The sequence below is a fragment of the bacterium genome (assembly GCA_019695335.1).
Taxonomy (GTDB): domain Bacteria; phylum CLD3; class CLD3; order SB21; family SB21; genus JABWBZ01.
The window spans coordinates 1-18,946 of the sequence record JAIBAF010000015.1 but is presented as its reverse complement, the minus strand read 5'-3'; the positions used below and the strand labels follow the sequence as shown (position 1 = coordinate 18,946).

Here is an 18,946-nt window from a genome sequence, read left to right as displayed (position 1 = left end):
CTTCCAAGCAACATTTTAATTGGTAATTAATAGCGGAAAATACGCTGGAAGTAAATGAAAGTTATATCCGATATGCGTTTTTTATAAAAATTTAAAAGATATTTCAATTGAATCTCTTCGAAATCTTGAATAATATTATTTAATCAGAATATTGCTGCGTTGATTCTCGTTTGAATAGTATATCATCATCAATCACTACTATGAAACGTGTACATCCCGAAGATTTTGAATCGATATCTGAAGAATTAAGTCAAAAGCTTTTGCAAAGACTTAAAAACCATGCCATCAGTAAAATGATGGGATTTACGATTGACGCTGTTAGAAAAGGTTATTGCAATATGGCGTTGGAGTATAGCGAAGAAGTAACCAATGGTGTACGCAGCGGAGGCACCGTTCATGGCGGAATTGTGGCCACACTTGTCGACACGGCTGCGGCGTTTGCACTCTCCACATATTTCGATGGACAGATGAGTTTCGCCACGGTCCAGCTTAACATCAATTATCTGGCACGAGCGCAAAGCCGAATCAATGCTCATGCTCAAGTCATACGCAGAGGCTCACGTATCAATGTCGTTGATGTCGATGTATATGACACGGAAGATACTCCCGTAGCGAAAGCAACCTTAAATTTTATTTTGACTAAACCAATGGAAATTAAATGACGCTGGCACCGCTGAAGGCATGGTTCATGATTTTTCGAATTCTTGCCGTGGTTGTCTGGGCTGTGTTAACCGTTATGATGAGCGCGGCTATAGCGTATCTTGATTCAGGCCGGATTAACTGGGTTGATTTCATACTTACCCTGGCAATCGCATCACTCGTACAGGGTTTTCCCGCACATATTGTCAATGAAATTTTCGACTGGCAGAGCGGCGCTGACCGGTTTAAAAAGCTTGGAGAAAAATCGGGTGGAAGCAAAGTTATCAAATCGGGTTTGGCCGATATACCGCAATTGTGGATCATGTTTATCATTACGACGGTTTTGAGTTTCCTTCTGATGTTGCTCCTATGTTATCGAACAAGAATTGAAAGTCTTATATTTTTTTTCACCGGCTATTTTGTTTGCATTTTTTATACAATGCCGCCTTTTCGCTGGGCGTATCGACCTTTTGCCGGCGAGTGGCTCGGTGGCTTTACCGGAATTTTGCTGAATATGACCGGAACTTATTTCGTACAAGCCGACACCGTTCGGTGGAATATCGTGGCGTTTGCAGCGACGACCGGCCTGATCTATATCGGTATTATGATGCTTTTTCATTACCTTGATTTTGAAAGCGACACGCATGCCAATCCGAAAAAAAACACAACGATTGTTTATTTAGGTTTGAAAAAAAGCAAAACGTATGTAATGATTTTGCTTTCGGCTTCAATGATTCTTTCAATAATCTTGTCGGCTCTTATTCACCCTGTTTTTTATTTATTAACCTTGTGTGCCGGTGTGCAGTTATTATTACAAATTTCAACTAATCCTTTTTCACCGGATTCCATTATCCGTCAAGGAAAATGGGTAACGTTGGCCATGATCGTTTACACAATCGCTTTTACGGGTTGGATTAATATTCAATTTCTCTGGATGATGATTCCAATATCAGTTAGTTTTTATTTGCATAAAAAATTCGGTAAAATTCGTTTCGTGACGAATCGTTAAAGAAAGTACGGTATGCATTTTCAATACGGGCAATGGCGCGATAATCTGATCAAACAAAACATGAAGTTTGAGGATATTCTCAAACTTTTCAATCAGTTGCTGCTTTTCACTAATGGCGACGTAAATGAAGCTCTGCATTGGCTGACCGAATTGGACAAACAATACAAAATTTTCTCGGATGAATTCGGGTTCGACGATTTTCTCCAGAAGCTTAAAGACGAAGGATATATCGAAGAACAGCAAGGCGGAACGCCTGTTTTAACGCCCAAAGGCGAAAAGAAAATTCGTCAGGATTCTCTTGATGAAATATTTTCATCGCTGAAAAAATCGCCGTCAGGATTGCATGAAACCGATCATACCGGCAAAGGGGTCGAACGATTGAGCGAAACTAAACCGTATCAATTCGGCGATCCTCCATCAAACATCGATTTTATGACAACGATCAGCAATGCGATGAAACATAGTGACAATGACGATATTGATTTACGTGAAGACGATTTCGAAGTATATGAAACCGAGCATCTGACTTCATGCGCTACCGTTCTGGCCATTGATATTAGTCACAGCATGGTTTTGTACGGTGAAGACCGTATCACACCGGCCAAAAAAGTTGCGCTCGCGCTGACGGAATTGATCCTCACTCGTTATCCTAAAGACTCGCTCGATGTTATTACATTTGGTGACGATGCCAAACAAATCGATTTGGAAGACATTCCGTATATTCAAGTCGGTCCCTTTCACACCAATACCAAAGAAGGTTTGCGGCTATCACGACAAATCCTTCGCAAACGCCGTAATCAGAACAAACAAATTTTTATGATCACGGACGGAAAACCTTCCTGCATTTGGGAAGAAGGTCAATTGTACAAAAATCCGTACGGTCTTGATCGCAAAATTGTCAATCAGACTTTAAACGAAGCGGCGCAATGCAAAAAAGACGGCGTCGTTATTTCAACATTTATGATTACCGATGATCCGTATCTGACGCGATTTGTTGAAACATTGACTCAGACTAACAAAGGACGAGCTTTTTACGCCGGCCTCAATGATCTTGGCCAATACATATTTGTCGACTACATCCGTAATCGTCGGAAAAATTTACGTTAACACTGCTGGTTTTTAAGGATATTCATGCGATTTATCTGGTTTTTTCTTACGTGGGCAGCCATTGTGGCACTTGGATATTGGTATGTCGGCCGTAGGATTGTGCCGGCTTTATCCCATTACAGTTTATCGCAACCGATGTGGTGGTCGATAATTTTTGTATTATGCCTAATGCCGCTGGCCGGATTTTATTTGCTTTTACAACGACAAGAAGGCGTATGGCTGGATGTGCTCCTGTATGCCGGCTACATCAGCTTAGGACTTTTTGCATTGCTTGTAACGGCATTTCTGATCAAAGATACGATTGGGTTGTCACATACGCTGATTACCAAACTTTTTACCTCCGGTGAAAATTCTGTTGATCCGTCGAGGCGATTGTTTCTTACACAAAGCATTAATTTAGGAGTAGCTGCTGTTTGCAGTGCGGTAGCCGGCTACGGATTTTACGAAGCGCATCGCCGCGCAACGGTTGAAACGATAGAAATTCCGCTCGATAAACTACCGGATGAATTTGATGGCTTTCGCATTGTGCAGTTTTCTGATCTTCATGTCGGCCCGACGATCAAACGCGGATTTGTGGAAAGGGTTGTTCGTCAAGTTAATGAACTCAAACCGGACCTGATCGCTTTTACTGGGGACTTGGTGGACGGGAGCGTATCGTGGCTTCGGGAAGATGTAGCTCCATTAACGGAATTAACAGCGCCGTACGGAATGTTTTTTATTACAGGTAATCATGAATATTATTCCGGAGCGGAATCCTGGTGCAAAGAAGCCTCTCGATTGGGATTCGACGTTTTGCTCAATGAGCATCGCCTGATCAATTATAAAAATCAACAGATCGTTTTGGCCGGCGTTACCGATTATTCAGCAATGATTCCCAGTCATGTTTCCGATCCGAAACGTGCTATCAAAGATGCGCCGGAAGGTTTGGTCAAAATTCTGCTCGCACATCAACCTAAAAGCGTCGAAGCCGCGCATGCAGCCGGATTCCATCTGCAGTTATCCGGACACACCCATGGCGGGCAATTCTTCCCGGGTAATCTTCTCGCTGCGGCAGGACAACCTTATTTAAAAGGCCTTCACAACCATGATAATATGTGGATATATGTCAATCGGGGAACTGGGTATTGGGGACCACCATTAAGGCTGGGTTCGGGACCTGAAATTACCGTTATTACCTTACGTAAGGCTTAAGGGTTTTTTGAAATTCAATCCCGGGCTTTTATTCGCACAAAACCTTCTTTATCACAAATATACATTGAAACTCGGACAGGCTTCATTGTCATATCAATATCGATCACACCGAAGTTGAGCCCAATCCAAGGTTTACTCACTCTGTAATTATTTTTTTCCAAGCCCGCATAAAACCAAGCTAAGCCTTTATAATGTGTCAATCCGCTGGAAGTAACTTCATATAAAGGCGCCGGCATAACACCATCGATTTTAGAAATATCACCATAGTGGCGATCACCGGAAATGAACAAAAATTTTTTATCGGTATGATCTTTTAAGAGCCGCATGAGTTGTTTTTTGGATTTAGGAAATCTTGCCCATTTTTCGCGCCAGTGTTCGAATGGAAAAACCTGATTCGATGAGCCGATAATGCATAACGCCGATGTATCGGTTTCAATAATGTTTTCAAACCACGACCATTGTTCTTCACCCAGCATATCGCTATTCGGGCCGGGCCGATCACGATTATAACGTGTGTCCAATAAAATAATCCTGACCGGAACACCTTCTTTTTTTAATTCGTACGTGGCATATACACCATTCTGTTTTCGGCGAGGGCTATCGGCCGGTTCTCCCAAAAAATCCAAACAAAGCTGCATACTTGCTTTTTTCTGAGGATATTCTTTACCTGCATTGTCGTAGCCCAGATCATGATCATCCCAAGTACCGATAATCGGAACTTGTTTCCTAAAGCGATTGTACACTTCAAAACTCTTTTGCAATTCGTACATAGTTTTCATTTTTGTCATATTATCGGTGTCGGCATAAATATTGTCACCAAGCCAGATCCAAAGATCAGGTTTAGAATTCTCAATGGCGCTCCAGATCGTCTGGGGTTCGTTTTGATTATCACACGAACCAAAAGCAATGCGAAAAGTTCCGGCACTTTTTTCCGGCAAAGGCTCTTTGAGTTCGGACGAAGGATTTTCGCAACCGGCTGCAAGTACGACTAATAAGACCGTTAATATTTTTTTCATCGGATTTAACATTCAAAAAGTGAAACCAAGCGGTACAAATATATGTACTATAAAATCCATTTCAAACGAAATGTCCTGTAAACTAAATTGCAGCATGGTTATCAGAAAAACTCTTTTGTTTTTCTATATAAAATATCTATATTTCGTCATATAACGAAATGATTTTTATGCTGATTGATAAAGCCAAACTTTTTAAAGCCGTATCCGACCCTAATCGGCTTAGAATTCTGAAAATGTTGCAGATGAAAGACCTGTGTGTCTGTGAAATTACCGAAGTATTGCAACTCGCGCCTTCCACGGTATCTAAACATTTGAGCATTTTGAAGGAATCCGGATATATTTTGGAAGAAAAAGACGGAAAGTGGGTCAATTATTCTATCAATAGAAAACCGTCCGACCCTGCATTAGCATCATTGATCGGAATGATGCACATTTGGTTAGAAGACATTGATTTGATAAAAAAAGACCGGGCTACCATTAACAAAGTCGATCGCGCTTTACTGTGTAAATAATTCGCTATTTAACGAAATATGAGTGATTATGAAAATTTTAATACTTTGTACCGGTAATTCATGCCGTAGTCAGATCGCTGAAGGATTTCTAAAATCGTTTGATTCGCGATTGGAAGTTTATTCTGCAGGAACAAGACCTTCCGAACGTGTTCATCCGAAAGCAATTCAAGTGATGTCGGAAGTTGGCATCGATCTCAGTAAAAACTACCCGAAAAACACGGATGAATTTATTAACAAAGCTTTCGACTATGTTATCACCGTATGTGGGCATGCGCAAGAAAACTGCCCGATTTTTACCGGAAAAGTCAATCACCGTCTGCATATCGGTTTTGATGACCCGGCCGAAGCCAGCGGAACAGAGGAATTTATATTGGGTGAATTTCGAAGAATACGCGACGAAATCAACGAACGTTTTTATGATTTCTACCTCAAATTAAAAATATAATGGACGCCGTCAGCAAACAACTTTCCTTTTTTGACCGTTATCTCACCGCGTGGATTTTCCTGATTATGTTCTTCGGTGTGATTGCCGGTTATTTTTTACCGGGCATGGCCGGCTTTTGGGATTCTCTCAGTTCAGGCATGACGAATATTCCGATCGCCATTGGCCTTATTCTTATGATGTATCCGCCATTAGCGAAGGTGAAGTATGAAGAATTGCCCATTGTTTTTCGAAATGTTAGATTACTTCTGCTATCGCTCGTTCAAAATTGGGTCATCGGGCCTTTTATCATGTTCCTCTTTGCTATACTGCTTTTATCCGACAAACCCGATTTGATGATTGGCGTGATATTGGTTGGTCTTGCCCGTTGCATTGCCATGGTTTTGGTGTGGAACGATCTCGCAAAAGGAGATCCTGAATTAGCGGCCGGATTAGTTGCTTTTAACGCACTGTTTCAAGTCTTTTTGTATTCTGTTTATGCATATGTTTTTATCACGATCCTTCCACCGGTTTTCGGTTTGCACGGAACTTTAGTCCAGGTTTCGATCAGTGAAATCGCTGTAACCGTTTTGATCTATCTTGGAATTCCTTTCGGCGCCGGGCTTTTGACAAGAATTTTGTTACTGCAATTCAGAGATAAAATCTGGTACCACGAAAAATTTGTCCCGAAAATTTCCCCACTCACGCCCTTCGCTTTGCTATTTACTATTTTTGTAATGTTTTCACTCAAAGGGGATAAAATTGTTGAATTGCCCACGGACGTTCTGCGCGTTGCGATACCATACACATTATATTTTGCCGTTATGTTTTTTACGACTTTTTACGCAGCAAAAAAAATGGGAAATTCCTACGAGAAATCAACGACGGTAGCATTTACGGCGGGCAGTAACGATTTTGAGTTAGCAATAGCGGTGGCTGTAGCAGTATTTGGAATCAATTCGCAGGCGGCATTTGCCACAGTGATAGGGCCTTTAGTTGAAGTTCCGGTCCTGATACTATTAGTCGATGTATCGTTGTGGCTTAAAAGAAAATATTTCGAAAAGGCAATTTAAAACATCATCAGAAGTTAACAGAAATTCCTTATTCCTCTCGATGACAATCGTAGCAATTCATTTCCATCCAGGCTTTATCAACATCAACCGGGTGCCGGTAATTGACGCCTTGCATTGAAACTTCCTGTTTATCATTTTCAAATTTTTGCGCCAAAAGGGTATGACAAACGTTGCAGTCGCGCGAAAGAACTTTGCCTGATTCATTCACATGTTTGCCATCGTGACACCGGAAACAGCCTGGCGAATACATATGCCCGATATTGTCGGGAAATCCCTTCCAGCTGACTCTCATTTCTGGGAAAAAATTACGATTATAAATTTTCTGAACCTGCGCGATTGCGCTGTCAATTTTCACACTATGAGTCGTGATCATTTCCGGATAATTCGCTTTGTAAAAATCACGAATCTGATAAGCAATGCTGTCCATGGCATTTTGATTAGTAAGATAGGGGGTATTCAGAACGCGCACGGCCACATTTTTGACGAAAGGCAAGTTCCGATCAATCCAGCCAATTGACATCAATTCATTCACTGAACGCGACGGGTGGTGATAAATATGCGTCGGGCGGTTATGGCAGTCTATACAATCCATACGGCGTTTGTGAGCGCTATTAACTTGTTCGTCGCTGAATTTTACTTCCGTACTCTTGTAAATACTTTCCTTGCCGTCAGGACCTTTGACTTTGACCCATGGAATGGTTTGCCGGGATGAATCGAGCGGCGCATAAGTAATTTCATTTTTTATATTCATATGCCAGTGAATACCGGATGTCGCACCTTGTTCGTTATTACCGCCACCGATTTTCATTAATAGATTAAGCGACCACCGCGTGTTTTTTTCATCCGAAATGAAGTAATCGAAGTGTCTTTGCTTTTCACTGAAAAAATGTTTCGGCCAATGGCATTGTTCGCATGTTTCCTGTGCCGGGCGTAAGTTTTCAATCGGGGTCGGAATGGGTTTGGAATACTTGTTAAAAATAACAGAATAAACCTGATAGGCGCCTGAAATTTTAGCTTTGACAAACCACTCTGCACCCGACCCGATATGGCATTGCGCACAGCCGACCCGGGCATGCGGTGAAAATTGATACGCCGTGTATTCCGGATGCATGACGTTGTGACAAATTTCGCCGCAAAATTGGTCGGAATCGGAATATTCGTAAGCCTTGAAACTTCCGAACGCACTGAGTGCAAGAAATAAAATCGTTCCAATCATAAAAAAGCTAAACGCTGTACGGTGTTTTGGATTGTTGAGATCAATTTTCGGTAAGTGACCTTCAGAGGTTTTGCCTTGAGCCCGCAATCTGTGTTCGCGCCAGATTCCCCACGCAATCAAAAGTAATCCCAGAACAAGAAAAATTGGCAAAATAATAAACGTAATAATTCCCATGTATGGCTTCGAATGCTCAGCCATTGCCTCAAGAACAAGCAAAAACAAAATAAGGCCAAGACTCAAGCCCGCCAAGCCGGCGCCTAAAAGCGACCAAATATTGTAAAATGAATTGGGAAATATTCTTTTCATAAGGCTCCAAAATAATTGTCGATCATAAGATCTATGACATGTTAGTTATTCGGCCTATTTAAAAAAACAGCAACCTACTTATATGAAAATAGCATGGCGTAAATAATCCAAATGACAATGCTGAAGCCTATGGTTAGCGCCGTCCAGCCGAAAATACGGATCACTCTGATCACTATTGCGGGATAAGGCTCCACTAAATATTTCTCCAAATCACCGCTGGCCACCAACGCTTCATATTCCGCGGGCTTGTCGCGTTTAAATTCTTCCAATGGCATACGCCCGGTAAATACAACAAGGTCCATAGGAAATTTCTCAGGACGAAGATGCGTATTGAAAAAGTGAACCGTAAAAATAAAACCTACAGCCAAAAGGGCTTCATCAGAGTGAATGATCGTGGCAATATTAATAACCCATCCCGGAAGAGCGTTTGTAAATAATTCAGGAAACCAGAGTAATAATCCCGTCGATCCGATAACGGCAATTCCCCAGAATACGGCAAAGTAATCAAATTTTTCCCAATACGTCCACCGCCCGTACTCCGGTCGTTTGCCTACCCCGAGAAACCACTTAATTGAACCCCATAAATCTTTCAAGTCTTTTTTATTAAACATCAGCGAGTCGGGACTAAAAATCATCGCTTTCCAGCTCTTAAAATTTTTCCGTTTGCTCTTAATCAAATCCGTGATGTGTGTAACAAAAATACCGAACATGATTACGGCAGCAACACGATGAATGTATCCGGCAGATTCGAATCCTCCAAAAAGCTGTGACAAGAATTTGGCCCAGCCTGTATTTGAAAATTTCAACGTAAGCCCGGTCAGAGCGAGGCTAATAAAACTGACAATCATGAAAATATGTAAAATACGATTTAGGCGCGTGAACCTTTGAAACTGTTTTTCATTCGGATCGACGACATATTCTTTATGAACGTGCCGCATTTGCAATGCGCGAGGCAGCCATAATAGCGTGTGAAGTCCGCTGAAGAAAAACGTTGTAACTAAAAGACCGGTCATTCCCCAAAACACCCAGAACAGATAAGGATATTTATTCGGATCGTGGTGGGTTGCATGCGTAAGATAGCCCGCAAAACGACGGTTCGCTTCAGGATGGCATTTTTGGCAAGTCGCAACGACATTTTCCCGGCTGAGATGCGATTTAGAATTGGAAATAGGTAAAATATCATGCGAACCGTGGCAATCGTAACATTTTGCGGTCTTCGTGTAACCTAACTGAGAAACTTTGCCGTGGTAAGTATCAAAATACGTTTTGGTAATATCCTCATGACACTTACCGCACGTATTTGTAATATTGAGCATGAATCCGGTTTCATCAGTCCGGCGAATCGTATGCGCCGTATGGCAATCATTGCACACAGGTAGTTTTTTATCGGATGTGGAGACGGCCGCAGAATGAATACTTTGATTAAATTTTTCTTCTACGCCACTATGACACTTTCCGCATGTTTCGGGTATGTTGCTGAAATGCACCGTAGACATCGGATCTGAACTAGGTAATTCACGATGAGCCGAATGGCAGTCGGTGCATTTGGCGGTAACCAAAAGGCCGCTTTTAATAAGGCCTTTACCGTGAATACTCTCTTGATAATTTTCAATGATATCGTGCTGTTCACCCTTATATCGTACAGCCGCTTTTTCGCCTTCGCGGTGGCACCGGGCACAGAGGTTAGGAATGTTCGATGCAAAAATCGGAGACAACGGATTATTTTTACCTTGAATGAAATGCGTGCCGTGACATTCAGCACAAACCGGCGCATTTGGATCATTATTGGCGTGCAGTTTTCCGTGCGTGCTGATTTTGTAATCATCGCCGACTTGAGCATGGCACGTTGCACAGTCAACTTTTTGCGTCAGAGTTTCACATGGCCGTTCTTTATTGATAGGCGTTACACCTACGTGACATTGACTGCAGGCGGTTTTGTTGTGACGTGAATCGAGCATTTTATGGTCATCAACATACATCGAACGTCCGTCTTTGGCTTTTAGATCTTTTTTATCGTGACAGATCATGCAGTCACTATTGGCCATACCTTGATCATAAAAAACTTTGCGGGCTTTATGGGGTTGATGGCAATCGACGCACGCCGGTAAAACATTGGCTTCTTTTTCCCATAATTCGCCCTTGATGACTTTTTGATGAACGACTTCGATGGCCTGATGACATTTGGTGCAGGTTTTTGCAATATTAGTCCGCGCAATTGACGAACGGGGATCCGTATGAGGCAAAATCCGGTGCGGTGTGTGGCATGAAGCACAATTAGCGCTAACAGCTAATCCTTTATGCAATAAACCTTCTCCGTGAATACTTTCGGAGTAATTTTCCAGAATATTGGATTGCGGGATGTCATATTTGATTTGAACCGGCGATCCTTCGTGATGACAACGTCCGCAAAGTTCAGGAATCTTGATTGCAGTTACAGGCGATATGGGGTTCGTTTTCGAAAGGATTTCATGCGGCGATCCATGACAGGTAATGCACGTCGGTGCAAGACGATCACCTTGTTTAAAAGCTGTGCCATGTAATCCTTCGTCGTAAAATTTTTGTGCGCTGGCATGACAAGGAACGCATTGCGCTTTTGATACAAATTCTTCGTGCGGCAATTCTTTACCGGCCAATTCAGCATGACATCCGACGCATTGGACATCTTTATGCGATGAAAACGCAAATTTCTTTTTGTTGACGTATAACGATACTTCTTTTCCAGCGCGCGTGACCGTTAAAGTCACATCGTCATGACAGTCAAAGCAATCGTTATTGGTCTGAGCAAACAACGATGATGCCGCGAGAGACAACAAAATTGTGATTATCTTTTTCATTTGCATTAAAATAACTTCTTATTCTTCGGACGCGGGTTTGTTACGTTTTTCAGTATCAGCTTCCAGTTTTTTAACCTGCTCGAGTTCAAGCGCATGTTCGTCCATCATTTCTTTTTCGGATATTTTCCCGGTCAACCATGCCAGGTTCATTGGGTACATGTCCGGATTAAAGATAACAAAATAAAAATGCCAGACGATAATTGCTAAAGTTGCCAGAATGGCTTCATAAAAATGGATGGTCCGTGAAATATCCCAGCCGAGTTTTGTAAACATGCCCATCGATGCGTTTTCAAACCACATGATTGCCCCCGTTAACGCCATGACAATCGTGCCCCACACCAATGCCCAGTATTCAGCCTTTTCGACATAACCAAAGCGCTCAAATTTCGGTTTTTCTTTGAGAAGCCCAAAATTATATTTCATCACATGAATAGCGTCAAACATATCTTTTGTTTTCGGGACAAGATCTTTTATCAGTTGGCGGCCCCGTACAGTAAATGAAACATAAATGATGTGGTACAGGCTGGCGACAACCATGACAACGCCGGCAATTCGATGTATCCAGCTTCGCCACTCGAATGCATGGTCGCTCATATTTCTAATGGCTACGACCCACCATGCTTCAGGATATCGTAACATGAATCCTGTAACAACCAACAGGATGAAACTGATAGCCAAAGTGGCATGCTGGATACGTTCATTGACGGTCATGCGTAAATACAAAGCATGCCCAACATGTTCTTCTTCAATTTCCCCTCTTTGTATTGCTAATTTTCTTCGGATCTTCTTAAGAAAATCAAAGAAATTGTGTAGAAACATTCCACCAACGACAACCACGATCATCCAAATATAAAAGTTGGCGATCCAATACAATATCGGTTGATCTTCTTTTTCTTCGACACTGGAATGCACCGAACCGACTGTAAACCGATTATTGGCTCCAGGATGGCATTTCCCGCAAGTTTTCGTCAGATTATCTTTGCTGACCGTTGACGTCGAATCGCCCGGAGGTTTAATATTATGCGCACCATGGCAACTTGCACAGTTGACAGCTTCTACCGAACCACCTCGGGCTGCTAATCCATGAAAACTATCTGAAAAAGTTTTAAATCGATCGGTAGATAAACCGTATTTCTGTGATAATTTGACGGACGCGTGACAAGTTCCGCAAACCTGTTGTGATAAATTTCGTGATGACACCGGAGAATTTGGGTCATCATGTTTAAGAATGTTATGCTCGCCATGACAATCGGTGCAAACCGGCGCATCTTTGTTACCTTTCGCGACGGCTGCTGCGTGGACGCTGGTACTGAACTCATGTTCGATTTTCTCGTGACATTTTGCGCACACCGATTGTATGTTAAGTTTATTGACGCGTGAACTTTCAACAATACTTTTGTTCATTTCATGGCTGCCATGACAGCTGACGCAATTAGCCGCTTTGGCATTGCCGCCCCGGAGTTGTGAGCCGTGAATGCTGTTTTCGTACGATTCAATGAACTTGGTTCCTCTTACCGTTTTATCGGCAACATTGGGATTATTTAAATGGCATGAAAGACAGACTTTTTCCTGTGCGATTTTAAGCTGAACGGAATCCATTGCGGCCGTAACCCGGGTGATATTGCTTTGATGGCAGGTCAAACAATTGGGAGCGTCTTTCGATCCTTTACTTGACGCCTCACCATGTGCTGAATGAATAAATTTTTCTTTTACATCTGTATGACATGATCCGCAGGCATTGACTAAATTTTCTTTACTGAATTTTGCTCCCTCGGTTTTCGTAAGCTGAACATCGTGTGTCCCGTGACATCCTTTACAGGAAACGTCTTTTTTCCCATCCGTTCCGGTCGCGCTGACCATATTGATGTGAAATTGATGTTTCAAAAGCGCTTTGTTGTGGCATGAAAGGCAATTGACCGGTGTTATTTTTTCTTTGTGCGGGATATCATCCGGATTGAATCCAGTATGACACGCGACGCACGCGACCTTCGAATGAGCGGAATGACTCAAAATTTTGTCATTGACGTACAAAGAAACTTCTTTTTTGTTTTTTGTCATCGTCAATGAATTGTCACTGTGGCACTCTAAACATGTTTGATTGGTCTGCCCAAACAAAGCTGATACCCCCAAGATCATGCAGAAACATGCCATTAATAATTTTACTAAACATTTCATCGTGTCACCTGACGAATTATTTCAAAATTTCAATCATTTAAAAAAATACCGTCAATCCTCAACGTAGGACTGACGGTAGTTATAACTTAACTCTTTGAAAGCAAGATGAAAAGGTGCATGGTAAGTTTTAATTAAAACCAACAGCTCTTTCACTTGTGTGAAGCAAGCCATTTGGCGAGAGTTTCGATCTCCGTATCGTTATTGGTCAGCACTTTCATATGCTTAACGCCATCGATCGTTTCTTGTTTCTTAAGATACTTCATTATCCAATCAGCCGTCCTTTTAGCGCCGATTTTAGATAGATCACTGTACTCTTTTTTTCCGCTTCGTTCAATTCCATCTGATTGAATGGAATGACAGAGTTGGCATTTGGTCGCTAAAAAAATTGTCTTTCCGTCGTCTTTGGTTTGAGTATAACCACTCGACCCAAAAAGACTAATCACGCCGACACTGGCAAAAATCAATAGCAGCGTTTTCATCTTTTTCTCCTTTCTTCTTCGGTTTTACCGAAGTTAAGCAGCAAGACGCATCCTACTGCTTATAAATTAATCATATCCCATTCAATCTTCAAAGAGCTTCATCATCGAAAGATATGATTTTGGTCATGCGCCTTTTCAAATAAAAACGCTCTAACAAAACCTTGTTTCGCCTGCGCGGATTTGTTAAAGCGTTCTTACAATTTTTATCTGACAAATAACGTTCACTTCGGACGCATCAAACGAAGTATCTTTTGTCCGCCCACTTATCCTCCGGTAGCATCTTTTGGCATGGGATGAGCAATTTTCTTTGAAAATTCCTCAAAATTAAATCCGGTGAATGTAGGCGATTCTTCATTGTGACAACGTTTGCAGGTTTGTTCATTGGGTTTAACTAAACCGACTGTGGCGCCATCTGTTTTACCTGCAGAGATATCGGTCATTACTTCTTTGGTCCAATAATCGCCGCCTGCACCATGACACGATTCACAGCCAACACCATCGGCTTTGTTATATTTTTCGCCTAAAAACTTAGCATCAACACCGTAACCATCAATATGGCATTTGAGACATTTACCATCTTCCTGAGGATTGGTCACACCGACTTTGGCCCCATATTCTTTTGCTTTATCAGAAGCTAAGGCTGCAAAAGCTTGAGAGTGTTTTTCTTCTTTCCATTTTTTATATTGGGCGCCTTTTTTAGGAGACATGTGACAAGGCTTACATTTGTCTGCGCCAACAAATACGCGTTGAGTCTGATCTTGTTCGTCGCCTTCCGTTGAAGGTTCAATGTAATAACGCACATTAAACGATACAAGAAACATCGCGACGACGATGAGCACTAATGAAGTCTTCAAGACGGTTCTCCTTTCTATAATTGGTGTTAATTTTGTCTTAACATATCATCGACCACCCATTGATAAATCAGATCGATTTGATTCTGAGTCAATCCGCCATGACCGGTTTGGATCTGAGTGATCAATCGGCAGGTAGCATCGCCGGCAATCGCATTTGGTGCGCCATCAGTTCCATTACCCAAAACACCGGCATAGGTTGTCAGGTTGTAATTAGCGAGCGGAGCCGTAGCGTTGTGACACCCAATACATTTGCTGTCAAGAATGGGTTTAATATTAGCATCGTACGTGACATAATCCGGCGGTGGCGGTGGCGGCGGGGCGCTGGCAGTAATACTCCGGTAATCGCTGCAACCAGCCAGAATGGCTATCATTAAGAAAATACCGCTTAAGAATGCATAAGTTTTCATAAATTTCAACCTTACGTCGTAGGTTATATATTATCGTCTTTTCCCGTCATTGGTATGGCATTGCAAACACGTAACATCTCCGGTTTCTAATTCGTGACAGGAAACACAATTTTCCATATCTTTTTTCGCCAATGATGCGTGCAATCCTCCTCCGGATCCGGCCGTGAAATTTACAAAGCCCGCGGCATCATGGCCCGCAGGTTTTGATACTTTTGGATTCTGAGTATGACATTGGACGCAGAAAGTCTCTGTTTCGTGACACGATTGGCAATCGGAAGTTTTTGCTTTTGCATCAAAACGATGCGTAAAAAGATAATCCAATGAGTGTGAACGTTGTAATATCATCGAATTATTGCCGTTTACACCGGAAGCACCTTTAGAGGTTGTAAAATCATTATGCTTTTTGAATTTTTCGAGATTGCCGCCTTCATGACATTCTTCGCATGTTTCGGAAGAATGGCACATAACGCAATTTACATCGCCCTGAGTTGCAACAATTTGTTTATGCGTTCTCATAAAATCGCCGACGTGATCGGCTGGTTTAATAAAACGAATGTCCGTGTGGCATGTTTGACAATCATTACTGGCTTTGACGCCATTGTGACATCCCATACATGACTCCATAGTCGGAAGAAAACTGGTATTGACGTATCCCTTTTCTCCGACATTGGTATGACAGTCTTCACATTTAGATCCGGCATCAATGTGTTGCTTGTGAGAAAATACCAATTCGCGTTTAGGATTGGCGAATGCCGAATAAGGCTCCGATTTTTCCATATGGCATACTGAACAATCGGTTTTTTTCTTATCATGGCAGGCGTAGCAATCTTCCATCAGACCTAAGTTATTGTCAGTGGATTTTGTACTTTTCTCAACGCCGCTATGACATTGAGCACATTCAGCGCCGACTTCGGTTTTGTGGTAGGCATGGCTGAATTTGATCAATTTGCTACGGTCTTCTTCCTTATAAACATCATGGTAGTTATGCCCTCCTACCAGTTTTGACACGACTTGAGACGGAAGAAAAAGCCCTGACTTTGTGATATGCCCGATCCCCGAAAGACCCAATAAGAGCAATACAAATGCCGTAAAGGGCAAAATGACCAATGATTTGAATTTAAATGGTTTCATATTTTTTCACCGGTTAGATTCTTTTAAAAATCCAGTAGTTAGCTCTTACGAAGAAACGTACATCGTATTTGCTTCCGGCAAAAACCGGTGAGCTTTTAAGGTTCTGCGAAAGAATTTGTCCTTCAACATCTATGTTAAACGAACGCAGGATTTGATAATTAATCCGAGCAACAGCCGACCAGGCTGTATTGGTATTTCTTAAAACGTCCGGTGATGCAGTGGTCGGGTCTACAATACCCGCGGTAATATCGTCGGCTAAATCAAATCGTGTATACGACAATGCCCCGTTGATCTTTAAACGGCTATTGACCGGATAATACGCTGAAGCAGTAAATGCATCCATCGTTCCGCCATAACCCATACGGCGTTGATATTGAAGCCCGGTTCGCATGAAACTAATTCCAAGTCCATATCGCCATGCATCCTTCATTTTATAGAACACATTGGCGTATTCACCGTTCACACCCCACAACTCATTAATACGGTAATGAACTCGCATCCATACTTCTTGATTGCTCCGAACGTCATCAAATGCACTAAAAATTGAATTATAAAGCAATAAAGGTCGCCGATACATGTATTGTACTGCAACAAACCAGTCGCTATTCGGAGTATATTGAAAATCACCTGATGCGCGTTGAATGTTTTTTTCTAACGCATTGTATTGTGCATTCGCAAAAACATTAATTTTTTTGAAGAACATTCTGTTAGCATCGAAACCAACAACCCTTTCTTTCAAGTCAGGCCTTGTAACAAGACTGTCGAAACCCAGAGAATTTTCAGTGTGATAAAACGGCCCTTCACGGCTTTTATCAAAATACGTAATCGATGCATTGGTGGCCCAGAATTTTGAAGTCGACAATTTTATTCCCCAACTTCTTCGCTGGAAAGGTTTCAAAGCAGATGCTCCTCCATCAGCCGGAGGAAGGGCTCCGAAATAACCCATAAAATTAAAATTATGATCGTAACTATAGTCTGCTCGAATTCCGTCGATCGTAGGGCTACGCATACCGGTAAAAACTTGTTGACGACCGACTTGTACATCCAGTTTGTTTTTAGCTTTTTCAGATGCTCTCCACCGCAAATACATATTGTAAATGCGATAGTCCGGATTATCCTTGCTTTCCGTTCCGAAGTCATACGTCGAACGCAAATAAGTATTGAATGACAGGTTATCCCATTTCAATCCGTTCACCTGAAACATCGCCGTTTGATAACCACGAAAACTTTTTGCGGCAGTTTGGTCGGTAAACTGATCTTCCCACGAATATACGGACGTGGAAAAACGTGCATTCATTGTTTGCGACTGAATCATTCCGGTGAGCAAGAAAGTCAACACGAAAAGCAGTTGTATCGGTTTCATTGTGACCTCTTCATATGCAGGGAAAGTTTAGAGAAGTGATAAGCATTTGTAAAGTACGTATTGCGATAAAAATATTCAATCTAAAATTATTTTTTTATTTACATCGAAGAAAAGGCTCCACGATTTGTGGAGCCTTTCTTCATAAAAGTCAATCCCATGTCCGAATTTGTTATGGATACAAAGCAATCGTATTCGTCAATAAAGCATTCGTGTAGGTCGTGTTATGAATTCCCAAGCTGTATTCTCTCAATGCAAATTGGAAATTGATCATCGCACCCATATCTCTCTTCGTCAACGAAGGGAAGTTAGGCAATGCATTGTTTGTATTCTTTTGTGCCGTTGACCATGAACTGCTGGGATTCGGATTTCTCCATGCACCGGCAGGATTCGTTGATGGATCATAGATATCCAAATATCCATCATAATTATTGGTTGTCAGACCGTACCAGAGATTGCTGACAGGATCAGTATTGACGTGCAGAATCGGCGTTGCACCACCAAGCGCATTCAGTTTAGCAGCAAGGGTGTTCAGTTTGGTCTTTTGATTGGATCTCGGTGTTGTAAATTTACTCGAAGTAGCGCTGATCGGGGCTGCTGAGTGGCATCCGGAAACATTGCAACCATTGAAATTCCATGTCGTGCTGGAAGTCAAACCAAGTTCAGCATCCGTTCCACGCATAAAGAATGTGTGGCCGCCGCCTCTTTGATAAACATCAGCCATGTGACAATCCGGGCAGGAAGCAACCGTCGTGTGCGATGAATTACCATAGGCTTCTGTTCCTGCAAATTCAACACCGCCTTGTCCCGCAAACACAGCGCCAACTACTCCATAGTGAACATGCGTTCTGTAGCTTGGGAAAAGTACGTTTGCTGATATATCATGATTGGACCAGAAAGTGTCGGCTGGTGCACTGGCTAAACCGGCATAATCCAAAACATCGCCGTTAAAACGAAGTGAATCGGCATCCGTCGTAACTTTATCAGTAAGGCTTGCTTTGGTCAAAGGACGCGGTTGATGGCATTTCACGCAAAGATTGGATACACCACCGTCTTGTGTCAAATTGATAGTTTTGGCGCCTTTCCACATCGTCATAGGAACGGCAGCAGTGTTCGTGAAAACAATGTCGTCCAGTGTGTATTCTGTGTGTAATGAACTATGGCAAGTAGCGCAATCGATTAATCCAAGCGATTCACCCGGAACCGTTGCATAATC

The 18,946-nt window shown here is 42.2% G+C and carries 17 protein-coding genes; 7 read left to right on the top strand and 10 right to left on the bottom strand.

Annotation, left to right across the window (positions count from 1 at the left end):
* Window positions 1–200: 200 nt before the first annotated feature.
* Genes K1X84_05625 through K1X84_05610 form a run of 4 tightly spaced genes read left to right on the top strand, consistent with a single transcriptional unit; the run spans window position 201 to window position 3,946 of the window.
* On the top strand, window positions 201–662 hold the full coding sequence (locus tag K1X84_05625) for a PaaI family thioesterase (protein ID MBX7151099.1): 462 nt from the start codon (window positions 201–203) through the stop codon (window positions 660–662).
* Window positions 659–1,648 (top strand): prenyltransferase, encoded by a 990-nt coding sequence (locus tag K1X84_05620; protein MBX7151098.1) that lies wholly within the window; start codon window positions 659–661, stop codon window positions 1,646–1,648. Before K1X84_05625 ends, K1X84_05620 begins: the two co-directional genes overlap by 4 nt.
* Before the next feature lie 12 nt (window positions 1,649–1,660).
* Window positions 1,661–2,755 (top strand): VWA domain-containing protein, encoded by a 1,095-nt coding sequence (locus K1X84_05615; GenBank protein ID MBX7151097.1) that lies wholly within the window; start codon window positions 1,661–1,663, stop codon window positions 2,753–2,755.
* A gap of 24 nt (window positions 2,756–2,779) precedes the next feature.
* Complete coding sequence (locus K1X84_05610; GenBank protein ID MBX7151096.1) at window positions 2,780–3,946, top strand: metallophosphoesterase; 1,167 nt, start codon at window positions 2,780–2,782, stop codon at window positions 3,944–3,946.
* A 14-nt stretch (window positions 3,947–3,960) separates the two neighbouring features.
* Here the strand turns inward: K1X84_05610 and K1X84_05605 are convergent, their stop codons facing one another.
* On the bottom strand, window positions 3,961–4,962 hold the full coding sequence (locus K1X84_05605; protein ID MBX7151095.1) for an alkaline phosphatase family protein: 1,002 nt from the start codon (window positions 4,960–4,962) through the stop codon (window positions 3,961–3,963).
* A gap of 167 nt (window positions 4,963–5,129) precedes the next feature.
* On the opposite strand from K1X84_05605, the gene K1X84_05600 reads away from it, so the two are divergent.
* Genes K1X84_05600 through arsB form a run of 3 tightly spaced genes read left to right on the top strand, consistent with a single transcriptional unit; the run spans window position 5,130 to window position 6,968 of the window.
* Window positions 5,130–5,474, top strand: coding sequence for a metalloregulator ArsR/SmtB family transcription factor (locus K1X84_05600; protein ID MBX7151094.1), 345 nt, complete (start codon window positions 5,130–5,132; stop codon window positions 5,472–5,474).
* 28 nt (window positions 5,475–5,502) lie between these two features.
* Window positions 5,503–5,919 carry an arsenate reductase ArsC gene (locus K1X84_05595; GenBank protein MBX7151093.1) on the top strand — a complete coding sequence of 139 codons (417 nt, stop codon included), beginning with the start codon at window positions 5,503–5,505 and terminating at the stop codon, window positions 5,917–5,919.
* Entirely contained in the window at window positions 5,919–6,968 is a 1,050-nt protein-coding gene (gene arsB, locus K1X84_05590) for an ACR3 family arsenite efflux transporter (GenBank protein ID MBX7151092.1), read from the top strand. Before K1X84_05595 ends, arsB begins: the two co-directional genes overlap by 1 nt.
* A gap of 28 nt (window positions 6,969–6,996) precedes the next feature.
* On the opposite strand, the gene K1X84_05585 is transcribed toward arsB, so the two are convergent.
* The 9 genes from K1X84_05585 to K1X84_05545 all read right to left on the bottom strand — a co-directional run.
* Window positions 6,997–8,490 (bottom strand): NapC/NirT family cytochrome c, encoded by a 1,494-nt coding sequence (locus K1X84_05585; GenBank protein ID MBX7151091.1) that lies wholly within the window; start codon window positions 8,488–8,490, stop codon window positions 6,997–6,999.
* 74 nt (window positions 8,491–8,564) lie between these two features.
* Window positions 8,565–11,324: a cytochrome b/b6 domain-containing protein gene (locus K1X84_05580; protein ID MBX7151090.1), complete on the bottom strand. Its 2,760-nt coding sequence runs from the start codon at window positions 11,322–11,324 to the stop codon at window positions 8,565–8,567.
* 18 nt (window positions 11,325–11,342) lie between these two features.
* Window positions 11,343–13,499 carry a cytochrome b/b6 domain-containing protein gene (locus tag K1X84_05575; GenBank protein MBX7151089.1) on the bottom strand — a complete coding sequence of 719 codons (2,157 nt, stop codon included), beginning with the start codon at window positions 13,497–13,499 and terminating at the stop codon, window positions 11,343–11,345.
* Window positions 13,500–13,648: 149 nt separating this feature from the next.
* Complete coding sequence (locus tag K1X84_05570; protein MBX7151088.1) at window positions 13,649–13,978, bottom strand: cytochrome c; 330 nt, start codon at window positions 13,976–13,978, stop codon at window positions 13,649–13,651.
* Between the two features lie 263 nt (window positions 13,979–14,241).
* Entirely contained in the window at window positions 14,242–14,832 is a 591-nt protein-coding gene (locus K1X84_05565; protein ID MBX7151087.1) for a cytochrome c family protein, read from the bottom strand.
* 26 nt (window positions 14,833–14,858) lie between these two features.
* On the bottom strand, window positions 14,859–15,239 hold the full coding sequence (locus tag K1X84_05560) for a hypothetical protein (GenBank protein ID MBX7151086.1): 381 nt from the start codon (window positions 15,237–15,239) through the stop codon (window positions 14,859–14,861).
* Between the two features lie 30 nt (window positions 15,240–15,269).
* Window positions 15,270–16,370, bottom strand: coding sequence for a cytochrome c3 family protein (locus tag K1X84_05555; GenBank protein MBX7151085.1), 1,101 nt, complete (start codon window positions 16,368–16,370; stop codon window positions 15,270–15,272).
* 13 nt (window positions 16,371–16,383) lie between these two features.
* The gene (gene lptD, locus K1X84_05550; GenBank protein ID MBX7151084.1) at window positions 16,384–17,733 is read right to left on the bottom strand and encodes an LPS assembly protein LptD; all 1,350 of its coding nucleotides are present in this window, start codon (window positions 17,731–17,733) and stop codon (window positions 16,384–16,386) included.
* A 169-nt stretch (window positions 17,734–17,902) separates the two neighbouring features.
* A partial coding sequence (locus K1X84_05545) for a hypothetical protein (protein MBX7151083.1) occupies window positions 17,903–18,946 on the bottom strand: 1,044 nt, incomplete at its 5' end.

Coding starts and splice junctions, on each gene's coding strand:
- K1X84_05625 (MBX7151099.1), top strand. CDS start 201: ATGAAACGTGTACATCCCGAAGATTTTGAATCGATATCTGAAGAATTA.
- K1X84_05620 (MBX7151098.1), top strand. CDS start 659: ATGACGCTGGCACCGCTGAAGGCATGGTTCATGATTTTTCGAATTCTT.
- K1X84_05615 (MBX7151097.1), top strand. CDS start 1,661: ATGCATTTTCAATACGGGCAATGGCGCGATAATCTGATCAAACAAAAC.
- K1X84_05610 (MBX7151096.1), top strand. CDS start 2,780: ATGCGATTTATCTGGTTTTTTCTTACGTGGGCAGCCATTGTGGCACTT.
- K1X84_05605 (MBX7151095.1), bottom strand. CDS start 4,962: ATGAAAAAAATATTAACGGTCTTATTAGTCGTACTTGCAGCCGGTTGC.
- K1X84_05600 (MBX7151094.1), top strand. CDS start 5,130: ATGCTGATTGATAAAGCCAAACTTTTTAAAGCCGTATCCGACCCTAAT.
- K1X84_05595 (MBX7151093.1), top strand. CDS start 5,503: ATGAAAATTTTAATACTTTGTACCGGTAATTCATGCCGTAGTCAGATC.
- arsB (MBX7151092.1), top strand. CDS start 5,919: ATGGACGCCGTCAGCAAACAACTTTCCTTTTTTGACCGTTATCTCACC.
- K1X84_05585 (MBX7151091.1), bottom strand. CDS start 8,490: ATGAAAAGAATATTTCCCAATTCATTTTACAATATTTGGTCGCTTTTA.
- K1X84_05580 (MBX7151090.1), bottom strand. CDS start 11,324: ATGAAAAAGATAATCACAATTTTGTTGTCTCTCGCGGCATCATCGTTG.
- K1X84_05575 (MBX7151089.1), bottom strand. CDS start 13,499: ATGAAATGTTTAGTAAAATTATTAATGGCATGTTTCTGCATGATCTTG.
- K1X84_05570 (MBX7151088.1), bottom strand. CDS start 13,978: ATGAAAACGCTGCTATTGATTTTTGCCAGTGTCGGCGTGATTAGTCTT.
- K1X84_05560 (MBX7151086.1), bottom strand. CDS start 15,239: ATGAAAACTTATGCATTCTTAAGCGGTATTTTCTTAATGATAGCCATT.
- K1X84_05555 (MBX7151085.1), bottom strand. CDS start 16,370: ATGAAACCATTTAAATTCAAATCATTGGTCATTTTGCCCTTTACGGCA.
- lptD (MBX7151084.1), bottom strand. CDS start 17,733: ATGAAACCGATACAACTGCTTTTCGTGTTGACTTTCTTGCTCACCGGA.